Genomic DNA, 19,563 nt, shown 5'->3' on the forward strand with positions numbered 1-19,563 from the left:
CCATTCTTGCCTAACGCCCGCGACCGCGGGAGGATTCGCAGGAGTTCCCCGGACATTGCGCTGCCGGGAGGCCGCGCACGGCCTGGACGCGATGCCGTGCGAGCCCGTCCGGGCCGATAGCCTAGAGCTGTGACTACCAACCCCACCCGCGTCTTCGTGGCCCGCCTGCTGGGCCTCGATGTGTTCGACCCCCTCGGTGACCGCCTGGGCCGCCTGCGGGACGCCGTCGTGCTCGACCGCGGCCCCGCCAAGGCCCCGCAGGTCGTGGGTCTCGTGGTCGAGGTGCCCGGCAAGAAGCGCGTCTTCGTGCCGATGACACGCATCACGTCCATGGATCCGTCCCAGATCATCTGCACCGGCCTGGTGAACCTCCGCCGCTTCGAGCAGCGCGGCGCCGAGATGCTCGTCGTCGCCGAGCTCTTCGACCGCCGGCTCACCCTCCGGGACGGCAGCGGCAGCGCCGTCGTCGAGGACATCGCGATGGAACGCAACCGCGCCGGCGACTGGCACGTCTCCCAGCTGTTCGTGCGCCGCGGCGGCGCGGTGTCCCCCCTGCGCGGGCTGCGCCGCGGCGGCGAGCGCCTCATCATCGACTGGCTCGACGCCTTTCACGGCAATACCGACGAGCCGCAGGGCGCCACGCAGTTCGTCGCGCAGCACGACGACCTCAAGCCCGCCGACTTCGCCGAGGCGATGCACGAGATGAACGACAAGCGGCGCCTCGAGGTGGCGGGCGAACTGCAGGACGACCGCCTCGCCGACATCCTGCAGGAACTGCCCGACGACGACCAGGTCCAGATCCTCACGTCGCTCACGCGCGAACGCGCAGCGGACGTGCTCGAGGAGATGGATCCCGACGACGCCGCGGACCTCCTCAACGAACTGCCCGACGCGCAGAAGGAGGAGCTGCTCCAGCTCATGGAGCCCGACGACGCCGAGGACGTGCGCCGTCTCCTCGAGTACGAGGAGGGCACGGCGGGTTCCCTCATGACCACTGTGCCCGTGATCCTCCCCCCGGAGGCCACGGTCGCCGAGGCCCTCGCCCATGTGCGGCGGGAGGAGCTGACCCCCGCGCTCGCCTCCTCGATCTTCGTGTGCCGCCCGCCCCTCGAGACACCGACGGGCCGCTACCTCGGCGTGGTGCACATCCAGCAACTGCTGCGCTACCCGCCGCCGGAACCGCTCGGCAACATCATCGACACCGACCTCGAGGCGGTCGGTGACCAGGCGAACGTCAGCGAGGTGTCGCGAATCCTCGCCACCTACAACCTGAACTCCCTGCCGGTCGTCAATACGGACGGCAGGCTCGTCGGTGCCGTGACCGTCGACGACGTCCTGGACCATCTGCTGCCCGACGACTGGCGCGCACAGGACGACGCAGCTGTACCGACACGAGGTGACCGCCGTGGTTGAGAGGATCCGATCCAATTCACGCGGACTCGACACGCCGCGCGAGGCGCGCAAGCGCTTCCTCCCGCGCCTGCGACCGAACCCGGACCGGTTCGGCAGCGGCACGGAGAACATTGCACGCTTCATGGGCACCCCGCAGTTCCTCTTCTACATGACGGTCTTCGTCGCGCTCTGGCTGATCTGGAACACCGTCGCACCGGAGAACCTGCGCTTCGACAGCGCGGCACTGGGATTCACGGCGCTGACCCTGATGCTCTCCCTGCAGGCCTCCTACGCCGCGCCCCTGCTTCTGCTCGCCCAGAACCGCCAGGACGACCGGGACCGCGTCTCCATGCGGGAGGACCGCCACCGGGCCGAGCGGAACCTCTCCGACACCGAGTACCTGACGCGTGAGATCGCGGACCTCCGCATCGCCATCCGCGAGGTCGCCACGCGGGATTACGTGCGATCGGAACTCCGTTCGATCCTCGAAGAGCTGCTCGAGACGACCGACGGCCAGGAACTCACCCTGCAGAAACGCAAGCCCCGCAAGCCGTCCGACGGCACGACGTCGCTGCCGAGGGTCCAGTCCACCGGGAGAAAGCCCTCCCGGTGAACCACGATCTGCCGGCCGAGACCGCCGTCCGTGCCGCCCTCTCGACCGTGATCGACCCGGAGCTGCGCCGTCCCATCGACGAACTCGGGATGCTCGAGTCCGTGACCGTCGACGGCGGGACGGTCCGCGTCCGGGTGCTGCTGACGATCGCCGGGTGCCCGCTCCGCGACTCGATCACGGCCGACACCGAGGCCGCTCTCTCGCGCGTCGACGGCGTGGAGCGCGTGGAGGTGGAGCTCGGCGTGATGGACCAGGCGCAGCGGGATGCGCTGAAGGAACGGCTCAAGGGTGCCGGCGGGCAGCGCGGCATCCCCTTCAACGAGCCGTCGTCGCTCACACGCGTGTATGCCGTCGCCAGCGGCAAGGGCGGCGTGGGGAAGTCCAGCGTGACCGTGAACCTGGCCGCCGCCATGGCCGCGCAGGGCCTGCGGGTGGGGATCGTGGACGCGGACGTCTACGGCTTCTCCGTCCCCGCCCTCATGGGCATCACGCAGCAGCCCACACGCGTGGACGAGCTCATCCTGCCGCCCGTGGCGTACGGGGTGAAGGTCATCTCCATCGGCATGTTCGTGGAGGGCAACCAGCCCGTCTCCTGGCGCGGACCGATGCTGCACCGGGCACTGGAACAGTTCCTCACCGACGTGTACTTCGGCGACCTGGACGTCCTGTTCCTCGACCTGCCGCCGGGTACCGGAGACATCGCCATCTCCGTGGCGCAGCTGCTGCCGGCCTCCGAACTCCTGGTGGTCACCACGCCGCAGAGCGCCGCCGCGGACGTCGCCGAGCGGGCCGGCGCCATGGCCGCCCAGACGGGGCAGCGGGTGGCGGGGGTGATCGAGAACATGTCGTGGCTCGAACTGCCCGACGGCGGGCGGCTCGAACTGTTCGGCGCGGGCGGCGGGAGCACCGTCGCTGCGCGCCTGTCGGCGACGCTCGACGCCGACATCCCCCTGCTCGGCAGCATCCCGCTGGACGTGTCGCTGCGGGAGGGCGGCGACGCCGGTGTCCCCCTCGTGCTGGGCAGCGTGGACTCGAGGGCGCGGCAGGAACTGGCGACGATAGCGTCGGCGCTGGCGCGTCGTCCGCGTGGCCTGGAGGGCCTGAAGCTTCCCGTCCGTGTCCGCTGAGGCGGCTCCGACCGGGCGGCCCGGACCTGCCTAGGTGGCTTCGCGGTCGTAGGGCGCGGGATCGCCGGCTTCCAGGCGGGGCCCGATCGGCACCTGGACGGCGGGGCGGGAGGCCGCGACCGCTGCGGGAGCGGGAGCGGCGACCACGGGTTTGGGGGCGTTGGGGCTCAAGGGCTTGAAGACGTCCTCGATGTCGTCGAGGAGGGCCTCCTTGATGATGCGGCGGGGATCGTACTGGCGGGGGTCGAGCTTGCGCCAGTCCACCTCGTCGAGCTCCGGGCCCACTTCCTCCCGCAGCTGCTCACGCGCTCCGCTCGCCATGCGCCGCAGTCCCCTGACGAGCCGCGCGAGCTGCGCGGCGTACTCCGGAAGTCGCTCCGGGCCGAGCACCACGACGGCGATGATCGCCAGGACCACGAGTTCGAGGCCGTTGATTCCCAACACGTGAAAAGACTACCTTCCCGGCTCACGCCGAACACATTCCCCCGGCACCCCTCGGACGCCCGGACGTCGGGGCCGTCGAAGGTCCACGTCCGCGTCGCCCGGCGGCTACCTAGTCTCCCTGGGGATGGATGATCCGGGAGAGGCCGCGGATGATCCGCTCCATCATCGAATCGTCCTGGCCCTGCGGTGCCAGCGACAGCTGGGCGTGCTCCGTCGCCACGAGCTGGGTGAGGGTCTGCGGCATCGCGGCCGCGGGCAGGTCCGAGACCACGGTGTAGGTGACCGTGGGGCTGTCGAGGACCACCTGCCACGGCCGGCCCGAGCGCACCCAGATGTCACGGTCGGCACCGCCGACGTGCTCGAACCCGTCCGTGGTCACGTCGCTGCCGGTGACGGCGTTCAGGGGCGGCTCGCCGCCGCTCCCGGTGTCTCCGACCTTCCGCTGCTCGTAGACGGTGACCGTGTCGCCGTCGTTCTCGAGGACCAGCTCGAGGGTGGGCCTGCCGCCGACCGTGATGCCCTCGGCGCTCTGGAGCGTGAACCCGAGCGACTCGAGCTCCGGACAGTACCAGCCGCCGGCCCGCAGCGTCTCGAGCTGGGCGGTGTCGAGATAGGTGGGTGTGCGCGGCGCTACGGAGTCCCAGCCCGCGCGCAGCGCCGTCGACCCCCGAGCGCCCTCAGGTGCCGTACCGGCCTCGGAGCCGACGACGTACGCACCGGCGAGCACTGTGGTGGCGACGACGGCGGAGCTGCCCGCCAGGACGAGCGTCCGGTGGCGCCGTCGCGGCGTCGTGCGCTCGTGGTGCGCACGGACGAATGCGGCGCTGGAGCCGGTCCGCGCCTCGCGCCCGCCTGCGGGAGACCCGCCGGGGGACGCCGCGGTATCGAGTGCCGGCAGGAGGAGTCGCTGCTGGAACTCGGGGTCCGGCGAGGGGTTCCGGAGGCCCAGCAGGGCGCTCTTGAGGCTCCGGAGGCGCGCGACCGCCGCTGCACACGAAGCGCAGCGGGAGACGTGCCGTTCCACGGCGATGCGGCGCCGATCGGACAGCTCGCCGTCCACGAGGTCCTGGAGCGAACGTTGGGGATGAAGCATCGGTCCTAGCCCAGGCCGGCGATCCGCGGGACTCCGAGGGCGGCGCCGTTCCCGCCGGACCTGCGCGGATCGCGGTGGGCGAGCTTCTCGCGCAGCATCGTGCGTCCGCGGTGGATGCGGGACCGGACGGTGCCGAGCTTGACGCCGAGCACCTGCGCCACCTCGTCGTAGGCGAGACCCTCGAGGTCGCAGAGCACCACGGCGGCGCGGAAGTCCGGCGGCAGCTCCTCCAGGGCGGCCTGCACGTCGACGTCGAGGTTGTTGAACTCGAAGCTGCGCTCGGGGCCGGGGTGCTTGCTGGGCAGGCGGCTCTCCGCCTCCTCCGTGAGTCCGTCGAAGCGGATCCGGGTCTTGCGCCGTGCCTGGTCGAGGAAGAGGTTCGTGGTGATGCGGTGCAACCAGCCGTCCAGTGTGCCGGGCTTGAAGTTGGCGAGGGACCGGAAGACCCTCACGAAGACCTCCTGCGTGAGGTCCTCGGCGTCGAACCGGTTGCCCGTGAGCCGGTAGGCAAGACGGTAGACCTTGGGCGAGTACGTGGTGACGACTTCCTCCCACGACGGCGCGACCCACGGATTGCCGTGCTCATCGAGGATGGGCGCGTCCGCTTCGGCGACTGCCTCCATCGCGGCGCGTGCCGCCTTGACGCTGGACATCATGTACCCCTTCTCGCCGTGGATCCCGGACCGGCCCCTGCTCCTGCTGACGGGCACGAGCCGTGGTACGGGGGATTCGGGACTGCACGCATGCCGGATGTCCCGAATGGAAAGTCTTTCCCACGAAGCTGGGAGCAAGCTGGCAGCACCGCGCGTGTTGCGCGGCGCCCCGCCGGTCGGATGCGCTACCCTCCCGCGCTGCCGCCGGGCCGCCCGCATGGAAGGAGGGGCGCGCCGCACAGTAGTGTTGACGCGGGGCTCCCGCCACCCGACAGCCCGCACGATTTCCCGCACGATTTCCCGCGAACGACAGAACGGACGCCCATGGCCGCCGACAAACACAGCAGCTGGTCCTACACCGAAGGACTCCCGGACGAGGACGACGTCCTGCTCAGGGCACGTGACAGGTCCCACGAGCTCGGCGTCGCGCCCGTGACGCCCGCGGTCGGCGCCGCCCTCACGGTGCTCGCGGCCGCCTCGAAGGCCACTACCGCCGTGGAGGTCGGGGCCGGAGCAGGGGTCTCGGGCGTGTGCCTGCTGCGGGGGCTCGGCCGCAACGCCGTCCTGACGACCATCGACTCCGACGTCGACCACCTCCGCGCAGCCCGTGAGGCGTACGCGGAGGCAGGGATCCCCTCGAACCGCACGCGGACCATCTCCGGGCGCGCCGCGGATGTGCTGCCGCGGCTCACGGACCGGGCCTACGACCTGGTGTTCATCGACGCGGACAAGCCGGGCCTTCCGGCGTACGTGGAACAGGCCACGCGGCTGCTGAAGGACGGCGGCATCCTGATCGTCAACGACGCACTGGATCAGGACCGCGTGGCGGAACCGGCCGTGCGCGAGCAGTCGACCAACACGCTGCGACAGATCGGGAAGGCGATCCGGGAGAACGAGGCACTCGTGTCGGCACTCCTGCCGACCGGCACCGGACTCCTCCTGGCGGTCAAGCAGCGCGCCTGAGAGCGCTGCCTAATTCGTGGCGGTGAGCAGGCAGTCCTTGAGCTTGCCGGCCTCTTCGGCGTTCAGCTCGACGACGAGGCGGCCACCGCCGTCGATCGGCACCCGCATGATGAGGCTGCGCCCTTCCTTGGTGACTTCCATCGGTCCATCGCCGGTTCGCGGTTTCATGGCAGCCATGGGGGTGTCCCTTTCAACAGGGCGCGACCGCGACCAGCGGTAGCGCGACAGTAAACAGTGCTCCGCTCCGGCGCCTGATGAAAGGTCCGGCGGTGCACGTCATCACCATCATTATTCAGCACAAGGGCTGCTCCTGCTAATTCAGGTGCGGCGTGGATCACACTCAGGGTGGATAATCCCCGTCCGGGCCGGTGGGCGTCCAGCCCCACAGCCGGTCCACCCAGAGGAACTGGAGCACCACGGAGACCGGCAGCACCACCCAGAGGATGCGGCCCCGGCCGACGGTCGCGACCGCCAGGGCGAGCGGGAACAGCGGTCCCAGGATGCGCCACGTACTGGACTGCGGGTCCCAGAAGGCGGCGAGGTACAGCAGGTACCCGGCGCACCAGGCGCCGGCCACCAGCCCGAGGGAACGCACCGCCGGGGTCAGGAAGAGCGCGGCGACCCCGATCACGAGGGCCGCGACCACCAGCACCGCGGCCCCGGGGCCGAGCACCGCGGCGGGCGCGTCGAACCACGGGACGAACGGGGCGAGCGGCTCACCGCGCCAGGCCGTCTCGGTAGCCACGTAGGCGTCGCGCTGTCCCGTGACCGCCCAGGCGATCCCGGGCCATGCGACGGCGGCGAGGGACGAGACCACGCCCAGCAGGAAGAGCGGAAGCACCGCCCGCCGGAGCGCCGGGTCCGCCCCCGGACGGCGGGCGGACCAGAGCGCCGCGACGAACAGGATGCCCACCGCGATCGCGAACGGTACCCCCGCCGGCCGTGCCGAGCACATCAACACTACGACGGGCATCGCCGCGTAGTAGCGCCGTGTCGCCACGAGGTAGAGCGAGGAGGAGAGCAGCAGCAGGTGCAGCGACTCCGCGTACGGCACCTGCAGGATCACGGCCACGGGGGCGAAGGACACGACGGCGACCCCCGCGAGCGCGGTCCGGTGGGCGGTGCGGAGACGGAAGAACCGGTAGACCACGAGCGAGGCCCCTGCCGCGGCCGAGACCGTGACCACGGGCGCGAGGACCCCCCAGCCGAGGCCGGTGCCGGCGTCGAGGAGCCGGACCAGTCCCGGGAGGAGGGGGTAGAACGCCCACTGGTTGTGGCTGACGACGCCCGCGTCGTCCCGGGGTAGCTCGGACGGGTAGCCCTCCGTGAAGATGCGCTCGTACCAGCCGCTGTCCCAGTAGTTGATGAACGTGCCGTAGCCGGGAGCGGCGCCGGACCACGGACTCGGGCCCTGGCGTGCGGCGGCGATCAGGAGGATCGCGGTGGAGACGAGGCGGCCGGCGAGGAAGACCGCGAGTACCTGCACGGACCAGTGCACGGCGGAGAGCCTGGACGCCAGGGTGGAGGGGAACGCGGGGGACGGCGTCCGGTGGGTCCTGGTCGCGCCGGTACGGCTCACGGGGGCCCTCCGCCGACGATCGCAGGCGCCTCGGCGTCGCGGTCGGAGCGGACCCAGCAGCCGCGGAGGTGATCGTCGACGTAGCCCGTGGCCTGCAGCATCGCGTATGCCGTGGTGGGCCCGACGAAGCGGAGGCCGAGCCGCTTCAGCTCACGGGCCAGGGCCGTGCTCTCGGCCGTGATGGCCGGGACCTCCGAGAGGTCGGCGGGCGCCGGGCGCGGCGGCGGACGGTGGTCCTCGAGCACGGACGCGAGCGTGGTCCCCTCCGGGAGGCTGAGCAGTGCCCGGGCATTGGCGATCGTGGCATCGATCTTCTGCCGGTTCCGGACGATCCCCGGGTCCGCCAGGAGCCGCTCGACGTCGTCGGGCCCGAACGCCGCGACGGCCGTCGGGTCGAAGCCGGCGAAGGCACGGCGGAAGGCGTCCCGCTTGCGCAGGATCGTGATCCAGCTCAGTCCGGATTGGAAGGCCTCGAGGCTCAGCCGCTCGAAGAGCGCTGCCTCACCCTCGACGGGCCGGCCCCATTCCTCGTCGTGGTACCGCTCGTAGTCCGCGCTCGCGACCGCCCAGCCGCAGCGCAGGCGGCCGTCCGAGCCCGGCACGGCTCCGCTCACCATGCCGTGTCCTGCCCGGCGTGCTGCCCGGCGTGCTGCCCGGTGTCCCGCCCTGCGTCCCGCCGGGAGAGCTGCGAGCGCAGCCCTGCGATCACGGCGTCCCGCTGCTCGAGCGCCACAGCCAGCCGGTCGAGGACCTCGTCCACCTGGTCCATGCGGTACCCGCGGAGTCCGAGGCCGAAGCGGATCGCGTCCACGTCCTGCGCCGAGGGGCTCTCCGGCAACAGGACGGGCGGAAGGGAGGCCACGGGCTCCACGAGGCCGAGCCCGTCCCAGCGTGCGGCGGGTACCTCCGACCCGGCGGAGGCGGCCGGCCCGGCCCGGCCGGCGGACCCCTCCGGCGTGGTCACCGCGAGTCGCCGGAGGGGGGTGGGCAGCGGTCGGCCCGAGGCGAGGACGGCGGTCCCGCCGACCAGCAGGATGGCGAGGATCACCAGGAAGATAGTCACACCGCAATGGTGCCAGAGTCGCCCCGGCCGTCGGCCTCGGAATACGGGATCCTGACCCGGGGCCGGGCCGCTACGGCTCAGGCGGGGTGGTCGTGGCCGGCCGAAGCGGCGACGATCCGCACGGCCTCCTCGGCCGTCTCGACGAGCTGCAGCAACGAGAGGTCCTTCTCGGAGATGGTCCCCTCGGCCAGCAGGGTGCCGTGGATCCAGTCGAGCAGCGGCTGCCAATATGCGACGCCGACGAGCACGATCGGGAAGGACGTGACCTTGCCCGTCTGCACGAGGGTCATCGCCTCGAACAGTTCGTCCAGCGTGCCGAAGCCGCCCGGCAGCACGACGAAGCCGCTCGCGTACTTCACGAACATCGTCTTGCGGGCGAAGAAGTACCGGAAGTTGATGCCGAGGTCCACCCACTCGTTCATGCCCTGCTCGAAGGGCAGCTCGATCCCCAGGCCCACGGAGGTACCGCCCGCCTCGCATGCGCCCTTGTTGGCCGCCTCCATGGCACCCGGGCCTCCGCCCGTGATGACGGCGAAGCCGGAGTCGACGAGCCTCCGGCCCACCTCCTCGCCGATGGCGTAGAAGGACGAGTCGCGTGCCGTGCGTGCGGACCCGAAGACGCTGATGGCCGGCCCGAGGTCGGCGAGCGTGCCGAACCCCTCGACGAACTCGCTCTGGATGCGCAGGACGCGCCACGGGTCGGTGCGCGTGAACCCGCCGGAGTCGTCCGCATCCAGGAGCATCTTGTCGGCCTGCGGCATCGTGGCCTGGCTGCGCCTCAGCTCCACAGATCCTTTCCGCCGCGTCGCTGGCCCTTCTGCCGACGCCTCCCTGCGGGGTCGGGCCGAGCCGTTGGACCCGGGCGCCCCAGGCACAGCGGATGCGGCCTGACCGTCGTCGGGCAGCGCGAGGAGCCGTGCGTCGTCGCCGGCGGAGGGATGCTGGGAAGGAGACATTTTCCTAGGCTAACCAACGCTGGGTGGCGTGCGCGCTTTGATTGCTCTTGAATTACGATCGCCGCCTTTGCACCGGGGTGTATTGCCGCGAAGGAATAGTTCGCTAGATTTCTCCCATGACAAGTGAACCGCGACCGGCTCCGTCCGCGTCCACCGGAGGCCCTCTCGTCTCCCTCAAGCGCGTCAACAAGCACTTCGGTGACCTGCACGTCCTGCGCGACATCAACCTGGAGGTCGCGCGCGGCGAGGTCGTCGTCGTGATCGGGCCGTCCGGGTCCGGGAAGTCGACCCTCTGCCGCGCGATCAACCGCCTCGAGACCATCGACGACGGCGAGATCACCATCGACGGCAAGGTGCTGCCCGCGGAGGGCAAGGCCCTCGCGAAGCTGCGCGCCGACGTGGGGATGGTCTTCCAGTCCTTCAACCTCTTCGCGCACAAGTCCATCCTCGAGAATGTGACCCTCGGCCCCGTCAAGGTCAAGGGTATGAGGAGCAACGAGGCGAAGGACCTGGCGATGTCCCTGCTGAAGCGGGTCGGCGTCGACAACCAGGCACAGAAGCTCCCGGCCCAGTTGTCCGGCGGCCAGCAGCAGCGTGTGGCGATCGCCCGGGCCCTCGCGATGCAGCCGAAGGTCATGCTGTTCGACGAGCCGACCTCCGCGCTGGATCCGGAGATGATCAACGAGGTCCTCGACGCGATGGTGTCGCTCGCCAAGGAGGGCATGACCATGATCGTGGTGACCCACGAGATGGGCTTCGCGCGCCGGGCTGCCGATCGCGTCATCTTCATGGCCGACGGCCAGATCGTGGAGCAGGCCACACCCGAGGAGTTCTTCACGAACCCGCAGAGCGAGCGCGCCCGGGACTTCCTCGGCAAGATCCTCTCGCACTGACCAGGTCCACCCACCCACCCGATCCACGAGGGCCTCGCGAGGCCGCACACCAAGGAGAACCCATGCAGAAGACCCGATACGCAGCAGCCGCGGTGGCTGCTGTGGCCGCACTGACCCTGTCCGCCTGTGGCGGCGGCGACAGCACCGAGAGCGGTAGCGGTAGCAGTGCGGAGGGCGGCGGCGAGAGTCTCCGCATCGGCATCAAGTTCGACCAGCCCGGCCTCGGGTACGACGAGGGCGGCTCGTACTCCGGCTTCGACGTCGACGTCGCGAAGTACGTGGCGGGCGAGCTCGGCGTCAGCGAGGAGAACATCGAGTGGGTCGAGGCCCCCTCGGCCAACCGCGAGAACCTCCTGTCCAACGAGCAGGTGGACATGATCTTCGCGACCTACTCCATCACCGATACACGCAAGGAGACCGTCGACTTCGCCGGACCGTACTTCGTGGCCGGCCAGGACCTCCTCGTGCCCACGGACAGCGACATCACGGGCCCCGAGGACCTCGAGGGCAAGAACCTCTGCTCGGTCACGGGCTCCACGTCCGCGCAGAAGATCAAGGACCAGTACCCCGGCGTGCAGCTCGTCGAGCAGCCGGGCTACGCCGAGTGCGTCACGGCGATGGGCGGCGGCCAGATCGACGCGGTCACCACCGACGACATCATCCTCGCCGGCCTCGCTGCGCAGGAAGCCAACGCCGGCAAGTTCAAGGTCGTCGGCAACACGTTCTCCGAGGAGAACTACGGCGTCGGCCTGACCAAGGGCAGCGACCGCTGCGAGGACATCAACGCCGCCATCACCAAGATGATCGACGACGGTGACTGGGAAGAGGCCATCACCCGCAACACCGAGGGTGCCGACTACACCTTCAACGCAGAGCTGAACCCGCCCACCCCGGCGCCCTGCGCCTAGCACTGCTCCCGTTGGTGGGGTGGTCCGTGCGGACCACCCCACCAACGCCATGTTCCCCACCAGGAAAGAGGTGAACCGTGGAGAACTACCTGTCGCTGTTCGAGACCTATGACGTGCCCGCAGCATTCTGGATCAACATCCAGCTGTCCTTCTGGGCCGCCCTGTGGGCCCTCGGGATCGGCACGGTGCTGGCCCTGTTCCGCATCTCGCCCATCCCGAGTCTTCAGTGGTTCGGTGCGGCCTACGTCAACATCTTCCGGAACACGCCGCTGACGATCATCCTCGCCTTCGGGTTCCTCGGGCTGTTCTCCGTCATGCAGATCAGCCTCGCCGGTGAGCTCGACGTCAGCCTGTTCAGGATCGCGATCGTGGGCCTCGCGCTCTACCATGCGGCCTTCGTGTGTGAGGCGATCCGCAGCGGCGTCAACACGGTCCCCATCGGTCAGGCGGAGGCCGCGCGGGCCATCGGCCTCAGCTTCCTGCCGGCGGCACGGCTCATCATCCTGCCGCAGGCCTTCCGGGGCGCCATCGCCCCGCTCGGCAACGTGCTGATCGCGCTCATCAAGAACTCGACCGTCGCGGCCGCCGGTTCCGTGGCCGCCGAGGCCTCGGGCCTCATGAAGACCATGATCGAGTTCCGCTCGGACCTCGTGATCCCGATCTTCCTCACGTTCGCCCTGGGATTCGTGATCCTGGTGATCCCGATCGGACTGCTGACCACCTGGGCCTCACGGAAACTGGCGGTGGCACGATGAGCGCGCAGCAGGTCCTGTTCGACGCGCCGGGACCCCGCGCGCGCAGGAACATCATGATCGGCAACATCGTCGGTGTGCTGATCGTCCTCGGCATCCTCGCGTGGGTCGTCTCCGCGCTGGCCGACAAGGGGCAGCTCGCCGCGAGCATGTGGACGCCGTTCCTCGAGGCGCGGACCTGGGAGTTCTTCATCCTGCCAGGCCTCGTCAACACCCTGAAGGCGGCCGGGATCGCGATCGTCACCTCGGTGGTCTTCGGGCTGGTCTTCGGTGTCGGCAGGCTCTCCCACGTGGCGCCGATCCGCTGGGTCGCGGGCATCGTCGTCGAGTTCCTCCGCGCGGTGCCGGTGCTCCTCATGATGATCTTCTTCTGGCTGGCGCTCGGCAGCTCCGGCGCCGTGAAGCCCCAGGACGCACCGCTCATCGCCGTCGTCGTCGCCCTCACGCTCTACAACGGCTCCGTGATCGCTGAACTCGTGCGCTCGGGCGTCTACGGGCTGCCCAAGGGGCAGCGCGAGGCGGGCATGGCGATCGGGCTCACCCGGAACCAGTCGCTCCGGAACATCGAGGTCCCCCAGGCGCTCATCGCCATGCTGCCGGCCCTGATCAGCCAGTTCGTGGTGATCCTCAAGGACTCGGCGCTGGGCTTCATCATCACCTATCCCGAACTGCTGCAGTACATGCGGCGGCTCGGCGTGGGCGAGGGCAACGTGATCCCGTCGCTGTTCGTCGCCGCGGCGATCTTCATCGTCATCAACTTCGCCCTCTCCACGCTGGCCACCCGGCTGTCCGTGCTCCTGAGCTTCCGGACGAAGGGCCGCAGGCCCGCGGCGAAGGAGGCCATCGCGATGGACGCCGCCTCCACCTGAGGTCGACCGGAGGCAGGAACGACGCAGGGCCCGGCAGCTGCCGGGCCCTGCGTCGTCGGGAGCTCGCCCGGCCGGTCAGGACAGCCAGGCCACCATCGCCGCGAGGCAGGCACGGACGGCGTCGGCGTGCACGTGCTCGTCGTCGGTGTGTGCCAGGAGCGCGTCGCCCGGGCCGAAGTTGACGGCGGGCACGCCCAGGGCGCTGAACCGCGCGACGTCGGTCCAGCCGTACTTGGGTTTGGGTTCGGCGCCCACCGCGGCGACGAACGCGGCGGCCGCGGGATGCTGCAGCCCGGGCCGCGCCCCGGCGGCGGCATCGGTGCGCTCCACCGTGAACCCCTCGAGCAGCGCCCGCACGTAGGCCTCGGCCTGCTCGGGGCTCTTGTCGGGTGCGAAGCGGTAGTTCACCTCGACGACGGTGCTGTCCGGGATGACGTTGCCTGCCGTGCCGCCGGAGATCTTCACCGCGTTCAGGCTCTCCCGGTAGTCCAGCCCGTCCACGTGGACGGTGGCGGGTTCGTGGTCGCGGAGCCGGACGAGGATCTCGGCCGCCCCGTGGATGGCGTTCACCCCCCGCCAGGCCCGTGCCGAATGCGCGGCCCTGCCCGCCACGCTCACGTGGAAGCGCGCGGTGCCGTTGCACCCGCCCTCCACGGTGCCGTCCGTGGGTTCGAGCAGCACGGCGAAGTCCGCGACGAGCCACTCGGGATAGGAGGCCGCGACACGCCCGAGACCGCTCAGCGACGCCTCGACCTCCTCATGGTCGTAGAAGATGAACGTGATGTCCCGGGTGGGCTCCGTGAGCGCTGCCGCGAGCGCCAGCTGCACCGCCACACCGCCCTTCATGTCCGTGGCTCCCCTGCCGTACAGGACCTCGCCGTCCCAGGAGGACGGCACCGTCCCCCGGGAGCCGGGAACCGACGGCAGCGGGACGGTGTCGAGGTGACCGGCGAGGATGACGCGCTCCGCCCGTCCTAGCCGCGTGCGCGCCATGACGCAGTCGCCGTCGCGCACCACCTCGAGATGGGGCAGGCGCCGCAGCGCCTGCTCGATGGCGTCGGCGAGACCGGCCTCGTTGCCCGAGACGCTCTCGAGATCGATGAGCCGGGCGGTCAGGAGGGCCACGTCGGAGCCGAGATCGAGCTCGGCGGCGGGTGTCTGGATCATCCTGCAACACTATCCCTCGGTAGACTGGGCCCCATGACTCCTCCCCTGCCCGGCCCGTCCATGCCCTCCTCCGCGCAGCAGTCGGCCGGTGGTACCGGTCTGGCCACGGTGGCCTCGGACGGAACGGTGCTGGACACCTGGTTCCCCGCGCCGTGGGTCGGCGAGGACCGCGGTACGTCCGCCCACCTGCGCGACTCGCTGGAGGCCCTCGCGGAGGCCGGGGTGGACAACGCGCGCAGGGTCACGCAGCGGGTCGTCGACGTGAGCATCGACACGGATGCCGCACCGGCCGGCACCGAGGACGCGTATCTGCGGCTCCACCTGCTCTCCCACAGGCTGGTGCAGCCCAACACCATCAACCTCGACGGCATCTTCGGGCTGCTCCCCAACGTCGTGTGGACGAACCACGGGCCGGCGCCGGTACAGGACTTTGAGACCGTCCGCGTCGCCCTGCGTGCCCGCGGCCCTGTCCTGGTGCACGGGGTGGACAAGTTCCCGCGCATGGTGGACTACGTCGTGCCCGCGGGCGTCCGGATCGCCGACGCCGACCGCGTGCGCCTGGGCGCGCACCTCGCCGAGGGCACCACGGTCATGCACGAGGGCTTCGTGAACTTCAACGCCGGCACCCTCGGGCACTCCATGGTCGAGGGCCGGATCTCGGCGGGCGTCGTCGTCGGCGACGGCTCGGACGTCGGCGGCGGCGCCTCCATCATGGGCACCCTCTCCGGGGGCGGCAAGGAGCGGATCACCATCGGCGAGCGGTGCCTCCTCGGCGCGGAGTCCGGCGTGGGCATCTCGCTCGGGGACGACTGCGTGGTCGAGGCCGGGCTCTACCTGACCGCCGGCACCAAGGTCACGCTGCAGGACGGGACCCTCGTCAAGGCCAAGGACCTCTCCGGGGAGTCCGGCATCCTGTTCCTGCGCAACTCCGCCACCGGCGCCGTCGAGGCGCGGCCCCGCACCGGGGAGGGCATCGCCCTCAACCCCGCCCTGCACGCCAACTAGCGCGTGGTTCCGCGGGGTCCGTCCGCCGCCGTCCTCCGGCGCAGGCGCCGGCTGAGGACCGGCGCCATGCTCACCGCCCTGGCGGCCGTCGTCGTCGGAGGCGCCGTCGTGGCCGGCCGGCAGCTGGACGACAGCGAGGTACTGGTCCGTGAACGCTGCAGCGCCACCGTGGGCGCGGACACGTTCGAGCTCACGCCTCCCCAGGCGGCGAACGCGGCCCTGATCTCCGGCGTCGCCGTGGGCCGCGGCCTCCCGGCCCGCGCCGCGACCATCGCCATCGCGACGGCCATCCAGGAGTCGAGGCTGGAGAACATCGACTACGGCGACGACGCCGGACCCGACTCACGGGGCCTGTTCCAGCAGCGCCCGTCGCAGGGGTGGGGGTCCGAGGAGCAGATCATGACGCCCGTCTACGCCGCGGGGGCGTTCTACGACGCCCTCGTGCGGGTGCCCGGGTACGAGACGCTGCCGATTACGGTCGCCGCACAGACGGTCCAGCGCTCCGCCTACCCGGACGCGTACGCGGACCACGAACCCGAGGGCCGCGCGTTCGCCTCGGCACTGACCGGCTACTCCCCCGCCGCACTCGAATGCACCCTGCGCGAACCGCACGCCACCGGCGATCCCCTCGCCGTCGCGACCGCCGCCGAGGAGGTCTTCGGCGCGCTGGGCGGGACGGTCGAGGGGAACCGGCTCACCGTGGAGCTCACCGGCACCGCCGGCTGGGCGGCCGCACACTGGGCCGTGGCGCACGCCTCCGCCCTCTCCGTCACCTCCGTGGCCTATTCCGGGCTCGAGTGGGTCAGGTCCGACGGCGGGTGGACGCCGACGACGACGGCCCCCGGAACGCTCACCGTCACCGTCGCGGGCGCGACACCCTGACGGTCGGCGGGCCCGACACCCCGACCGCCCGGCGGGCACGGGACACAGGGGTCAGGCCAGGATGCGGATGACCGGCTCCACATAGCTGCGGAACGCCTGCTCGTCGTCGAACAGGTCCTGGCACATGAGCAGCTTGTCGGGCTCCACCCACCATGCCCGCCGGACGCCCAGCGGCAGCTCGATGATCTGCAGGGTGAAGCGGTGGGCGGCGCGGCCGAGCTCGAGTTCGCGTTCCTGCATCAGGCGCGCCAGCAGGCCCTCCATGCTGTCGGCTCCCCGCGCGCCGGCGTGCAGGGCGTACTCCGCGCACCGCTCCTCGGCCCAGTCCATCGCGGCACCGAAGTGCGCCCGCAGCAGCGACTTGAGGGCCTCCATACCGTCGAGGGCCTCGAAGAGCGGCGGGACGGGCAGGACGGCGGCGCTGATCCTGTGCGCCAGCAGGCTGTGCCACCACGCCTCCCACTCGACCCTGAGCAGCGTGGCCTGCCCGGAGCGGGCCAGGCGGCCCGTGTCGACGGCCCGGACGGCGGGGCGCACGGGTGGCAGGGGCGGCAGGCCGACATCCCGCAGGCCTGCACGGTCCCTGAGGTAGAGCGCCACGAGGAGCACCTCCGAGGTGTCCACGGTGAAGTACGCGCTGTGGCCGTCTTCGGGGTACGACATGGGCCTCCTTCAGGACCGGTCAGGCTGCTCCTACAGTAGACCCGGCGCTGAGGACGCTTCAAAGGCCGACCGGCACTCGACGGCGGGCGGGGCGCCAGGGACCGGTCCCCGGCGCTGCCGACCTAGGATGGGAGCATGAAGATCCTCGTTACCGGTGGCAGCGGCTACATCGGCTCGCACACCGTCCTGACCCTGCTCGAACACGGCCATGACGTCGTCGTCGTCGACAACCTGCTCAACTCCACGGTGACGTCGCTGGAGCGCGTGGCGGCCCTCGCGGGCCGCACCCCGACGTTCCACCAGGCCGACCTCCTCGACGAGCCCCGGCTGCGGGCCATCTTCGCCGAGGAGCAGGTCGACGCCGTCATCCACTTCGCGGGGCTGAAGGCCGTCGGCGAATCGGTCGAGAAGCCGCTGTACTACTACTCGAACAACGTCGGCGGCACACTGAGTCTCCTGCGCGTGATGGACGACGCCGGTGTGCGCACCCTCGTCTTCAGCTCGTCGGCGACCGTGTACGGCGCCTCCGAGGAAGTGCCCCTGACCGAGAAGCTGCCCCTCGACGCCGTGAACCCGTACGGGCGCACCAAGGAGCAGATCGAGGACATCCTGACGGACCTCGGGGCTGCGGACCCGCGCTGGAACATCGCCCTGCTGCGCTACTTCAACCCCGTGGGCGCACACACCTCGGGGACCATCGGCGAGGACCCCACGGGCGTCCCGAACAACCTCCTGCCCTTCGTGGCGCAGGTCGCCGTGGGCCGGCGCGAGAAGGTCCTCGTATTCGGCAACGACTATCCGACACCGGACGGGACCGGCGTCCGTGACTACATCCATGTCGTCGACCTCGCCGAGGGCCACCTGGCCGCCCTGGACTACCTCGTGGCGCACGGCGGCGTGCACACCTGGAACCTCGGCACCGGGCACGGCTCCTCGGTCCTCGAGGTGCTCGCAGCGTTCTCCGCGGCCGTGGGCACGGACGTCCCCTACGAGTTCGCGCCGCGCCGCCCGGGCGACGCCGCCGTGAGCTACGCCGACCCCTCCTCCGCTCTCGCCGACCTCGGCTGGTCCGCGAACCGGACGCTGGCCGAGATGTGCGAGGACCACTGGCGCTGGCAGAAGAACAACCCGCAGGGCTACGCGCAGGCCGGCTGACCCGTCCGAGGAACCCGGCCCACGCACGACGGCGGCCGCCCACCTGAGGTGGGCGGCCGCCGTCGTGCCGGGGATCAGTTCGCGGGGTAGTGGCGCTCCGCCTCGCCCGTGTACAGCTGGCGGGGCCGGCCGATCTTCGTCTGCGGGTCCTGCATCATCTCGCGCCACTGGGCGATCCAGCCCGGCAGGCGACCGATCGCGAAGAGCACGGTGAACATCTTCTCGGGGAACCCCATGGCCTTGTAGATCAGGCCCGTGTAGAAGTCCACGTTCGGGTACAGCTTCCGCTCGATGAAGTAGTCGTCGGCGAGCGCCTTCTCCTCGAGCCGCATCGCGATGTCGAGCAGTTCGTCGTTGCCGCCGAGCTTGGTGAGGATGTCGTGGGCTGTGGCCTTGACGATCTTCGCGCGCGGATCGTAGTTCTTGTAGACGCGGTGCCCGAAGCCCATGAGCTTCACGCCGTCTTCCTTGTTCTTGACCTTCTCCATGAAGTCCTCGGGCTGCATGCCCTTGGCCTTGATGTCGCGCAGCATGTTGAGCACGGCCTCGTTGGCGCCACCGTGCAGCGGTCCGAACAGTGCGTTGATGCCGGCCGAGACGGAGGCGAACATGTTGGCGTTCGAGCTGCCCACGAGGCGCACGGTGGACGTCGAGCAGTTCTGCTCGTGGTCGGCGTGCAGGATGAGCAGCAGGTCGAGGGCCTTGACCATCATGGGGTCCAGGTCGTAGGGCTCCGCGGGCAGGCCGAAGGAGAGCCGCAGGAAGTTCTCCACGAGGTTCATGGAGTTGTCCGGGTACAGCATCGGCTGGCCGATGGACTTCTTGTGCGCGTAGGCCGCGATGACGGGCAGTTTCGCCATGAGGCGGAACGTGGAGAGTTCCACCTGCTCGTCGTCGAACGGGTCCAGCGAGTCCTGGTAGAAGGTGGACAGCGCCGAGACGGCCGAGGACAGCACGGGCATCGGATGCGCGTCACGCGGGAAACCGCCGAAGAAGCCCTTGAGCTCCTCATGCAGCAGCGTGTGACGGCGGATGCGTCCGTCGAATGCGCTCAGCTCCTCGGGGGTCGGCAGGTTGCCGTAGATGAGGAGGTAGGAGACCTCGAGGAAGCTGGAGTTCTTCGCGAGCTCCTCGATCGGGTACCCGCGGTAGCGCAGGATCCCGGCGTCGCCGTCGATGTAGGTGATCGCGGACGTGGTGGCCGCGGTGTTCATGAAGCCTGGGTCGAAGGTGACCTGGCCCGTCTGCTTCAGCAGTTTCGACACGTCGTAGCCGTTGTTGCCCTCGACGGCGGGCACCAGCGGGAGGCTGAGCTTCCCGCCGTCGTAGTGCAGGGAAGCAGCATTGTGCTCGGTCATTGGTTCTCCTTCAGGAGCTGGAGCGAGG

The 19,563-nt window shown here is 70.3% G+C and carries 22 protein-coding genes; 11 read left to right on the forward strand and 11 right to left on the reverse strand.

Annotation, left to right across the window (positions count from 1 at the left end; all coding sequences use genetic code 11):
• The first annotated feature begins 129 nt into the window (after positions 1 to 129).
• Genes AC4D2O_RS12575 through AC4D2O_RS12585 form a run of 3 tightly spaced genes read left to right on the forward strand, consistent with a single transcriptional unit; the run spans position 130 to position 3,132 of the window.
• Entirely contained in the window at positions 130 to 1,413 is a 1,284-nt protein-coding gene (locus tag AC4D2O_RS12575) for a magnesium transporter MgtE N-terminal domain-containing protein (protein ID WP_490907693.1), read from the forward strand.
• Positions 1,406 to 2,005: a DUF1003 domain-containing protein gene (locus AC4D2O_RS12580; RefSeq protein ID WP_490907694.1), complete on the forward strand. Its 600-nt coding sequence runs from the start codon at positions 1,406 to 1,408 to the stop codon at positions 2,003 to 2,005. The genes AC4D2O_RS12575 and AC4D2O_RS12580 overlap by 8 nt, the downstream gene beginning before the upstream one ends.
• On the forward strand, positions 2,002 to 3,132 hold the full coding sequence (locus AC4D2O_RS12585) for an Mrp/NBP35 family ATP-binding protein (RefSeq protein ID WP_490907695.1): 1,131 nt from the start codon (positions 2,002 to 2,004) through the stop codon (positions 3,130 to 3,132). The genes AC4D2O_RS12580 and AC4D2O_RS12585 overlap by 4 nt, the downstream gene beginning before the upstream one ends.
• Positions 3,133 to 3,162: 30 nt before the next feature.
• Here AC4D2O_RS12585 and AC4D2O_RS12590 read toward each other — a convergent pair whose 3' ends face one another.
• The 3 genes from AC4D2O_RS12590 to sigE all read right to left on the reverse strand — a co-directional run bounded on the left by AC4D2O_RS12590 (position 3,163) and on the right by sigE (position 5,325).
• Positions 3,163 to 3,576: a twin-arginine translocase TatA/TatE family subunit gene (locus tag AC4D2O_RS12590; protein WP_490907696.1), complete on the reverse strand. Its 414-nt coding sequence runs from the start codon at positions 3,574 to 3,576 to the stop codon at positions 3,163 to 3,165.
• Positions 3,577 to 3,685: 109 nt separating this feature from the next.
• Positions 3,686 to 4,669, reverse strand: a complete 984-nt coding sequence (locus AC4D2O_RS12595) for an anti-sigma factor family protein (protein WP_490907697.1) — start codon at positions 4,667 to 4,669, stop codon at positions 3,686 to 3,688.
• Between the two features lie 5 nt (positions 4,670 to 4,674).
• Positions 4,675 to 5,325 (reverse strand): RNA polymerase sigma factor SigE, encoded by a 651-nt coding sequence (gene sigE / locus AC4D2O_RS12600; protein WP_490907698.1) that lies wholly within the window; start codon positions 5,323 to 5,325, stop codon positions 4,675 to 4,677.
• Positions 5,326 to 5,646: 321 nt separating this feature from the next.
• Here sigE and AC4D2O_RS12605 point away from each other — a divergent pair, with 321 nt between their 5' ends.
• The gene (locus tag AC4D2O_RS12605) at positions 5,647 to 6,285 is read left to right on the forward strand and encodes an O-methyltransferase (protein ID WP_490907699.1); all 639 of its coding nucleotides are present in this window, start codon (positions 5,647 to 5,649) and stop codon (positions 6,283 to 6,285) included.
• Between the two features lie 9 nt (positions 6,286 to 6,294).
• On the opposite strand, the gene AC4D2O_RS12610 is transcribed toward AC4D2O_RS12605, so the two are convergent.
• From AC4D2O_RS12610 to AC4D2O_RS12630, 5 genes are all read right to left on the reverse strand, one after another.
• The gene (locus AC4D2O_RS12610) at positions 6,295 to 6,462 is read right to left on the reverse strand and encodes a DUF3117 domain-containing protein (RefSeq protein ID WP_104049533.1); all 168 of its coding nucleotides are present in this window, start codon (positions 6,460 to 6,462) and stop codon (positions 6,295 to 6,297) included.
• 163 nt (positions 6,463 to 6,625) lie between these two features.
• On the reverse strand, positions 6,626 to 7,864 hold the full coding sequence (locus AC4D2O_RS12615) for a hypothetical protein (protein WP_490907700.1): 1,239 nt from the start codon (positions 7,862 to 7,864) through the stop codon (positions 6,626 to 6,628).
• A complete protein-coding gene (locus AC4D2O_RS12620; protein ID WP_490907701.1) occupies positions 7,861 to 8,481 on the reverse strand; it encodes a DNA-3-methyladenine glycosylase I in 621 nt (206 codons plus the stop codon). Before AC4D2O_RS12620 ends, AC4D2O_RS12615 begins: the two co-directional genes overlap by 4 nt.
• Positions 8,475 to 8,927: a DivIVA domain-containing protein gene (locus AC4D2O_RS12625; RefSeq protein ID WP_490907702.1), complete on the reverse strand. Its 453-nt coding sequence runs from the start codon at positions 8,925 to 8,927 to the stop codon at positions 8,475 to 8,477. The genes AC4D2O_RS12620 and AC4D2O_RS12625 overlap by 7 nt, the downstream gene beginning before the upstream one ends.
• Positions 8,928 to 9,004: 77 nt before the next feature.
• On the reverse strand, positions 9,005 to 9,883 hold the full coding sequence (locus tag AC4D2O_RS12630) for an LOG family protein (protein WP_490907703.1): 879 nt from the start codon (positions 9,881 to 9,883) through the stop codon (positions 9,005 to 9,007).
• Between the two features lie 116 nt (positions 9,884 to 9,999).
• Between AC4D2O_RS12630 and AC4D2O_RS12635 the strand changes: the two genes are divergently transcribed.
• The 4 genes from AC4D2O_RS12635 to AC4D2O_RS12650 all read left to right on the forward strand — a co-directional run bounded on the left by AC4D2O_RS12635 (position 10,000) and on the right by AC4D2O_RS12650 (position 13,305).
• Positions 10,000 to 10,776: an amino acid ABC transporter ATP-binding protein gene (locus tag AC4D2O_RS12635; RefSeq protein WP_490907704.1), complete on the forward strand. Its 777-nt coding sequence runs from the start codon at positions 10,000 to 10,002 to the stop codon at positions 10,774 to 10,776.
• Between the two features lie 62 nt (positions 10,777 to 10,838).
• On the forward strand, positions 10,839 to 11,684 hold the full coding sequence (locus tag AC4D2O_RS12640; RefSeq protein ID WP_490907705.1) for a glutamate ABC transporter substrate-binding protein: 846 nt from the start codon (positions 10,839 to 10,841) through the stop codon (positions 11,682 to 11,684).
• Positions 11,685 to 11,761: 77 nt separating this feature from the next.
• The gene (locus AC4D2O_RS12645; protein ID WP_490907706.1) at positions 11,762 to 12,439 is read left to right on the forward strand and encodes an amino acid ABC transporter permease; all 678 of its coding nucleotides are present in this window, start codon (positions 11,762 to 11,764) and stop codon (positions 12,437 to 12,439) included.
• Positions 12,436 to 13,305, forward strand: coding sequence for an amino acid ABC transporter permease (locus AC4D2O_RS12650; protein ID WP_490907707.1), 870 nt, complete (start codon positions 12,436 to 12,438; stop codon positions 13,303 to 13,305). Before AC4D2O_RS12645 ends, AC4D2O_RS12650 begins: the two co-directional genes overlap by 4 nt.
• A gap of 75 nt (positions 13,306 to 13,380) precedes the next feature.
• On the opposite strand, the gene dapE is transcribed toward AC4D2O_RS12650, so the two are convergent.
• Positions 13,381 to 14,472, reverse strand: coding sequence for a succinyl-diaminopimelate desuccinylase (gene dapE / locus AC4D2O_RS12655; protein WP_490907708.1), 1,092 nt, complete (start codon positions 14,470 to 14,472; stop codon positions 13,381 to 13,383).
• 33 nt (positions 14,473 to 14,505) lie between these two features.
• Here dapE and dapD point away from each other — a divergent pair, with 33 nt between their 5' ends.
• Positions 14,506 to 15,477: a 2,3,4,5-tetrahydropyridine-2,6-dicarboxylate N-succinyltransferase gene (dapD, locus tag AC4D2O_RS12660; RefSeq protein ID WP_490907709.1), complete on the forward strand. Its 972-nt coding sequence runs from the start codon at positions 14,506 to 14,508 to the stop codon at positions 15,475 to 15,477.
• A gap of 66 nt (positions 15,478 to 15,543) precedes the next feature.
• On the forward strand, positions 15,544 to 16,359 hold the full coding sequence (locus AC4D2O_RS12665; protein ID WP_490907710.1) for a hypothetical protein: 816 nt from the start codon (positions 15,544 to 15,546) through the stop codon (positions 16,357 to 16,359).
• A gap of 51 nt (positions 16,360 to 16,410) precedes the next feature.
• On the opposite strand, the gene AC4D2O_RS12670 is transcribed toward AC4D2O_RS12665, so the two are convergent.
• The gene (locus tag AC4D2O_RS12670; protein WP_490907711.1) at positions 16,411 to 17,022 is read right to left on the reverse strand and encodes a hypothetical protein; all 612 of its coding nucleotides are present in this window, start codon (positions 17,020 to 17,022) and stop codon (positions 16,411 to 16,413) included.
• Positions 17,023 to 17,157: 135 nt separating this feature from the next.
• Between AC4D2O_RS12670 and galE the strand changes: the two genes are divergently transcribed.
• Positions 17,158 to 18,177, forward strand: a complete 1,020-nt coding sequence (gene galE / locus AC4D2O_RS12675) for a UDP-glucose 4-epimerase GalE (protein ID WP_490907712.1) — start codon at positions 17,158 to 17,160, stop codon at positions 18,175 to 18,177.
• A 74-nt stretch (positions 18,178 to 18,251) separates the two neighbouring features.
• On the opposite strand, the gene AC4D2O_RS12680 is transcribed toward galE, so the two are convergent.
• Entirely contained in the window at positions 18,252 to 19,535 is a 1,284-nt protein-coding gene (locus tag AC4D2O_RS12680; RefSeq protein WP_490907713.1) for a citrate synthase, read from the reverse strand.
• Positions 19,536 to 19,563 lie beyond the last annotated feature (28 nt).

It is taken from the genome of Arthrobacter sp. TJ-238, assembly GCF_058269215.1.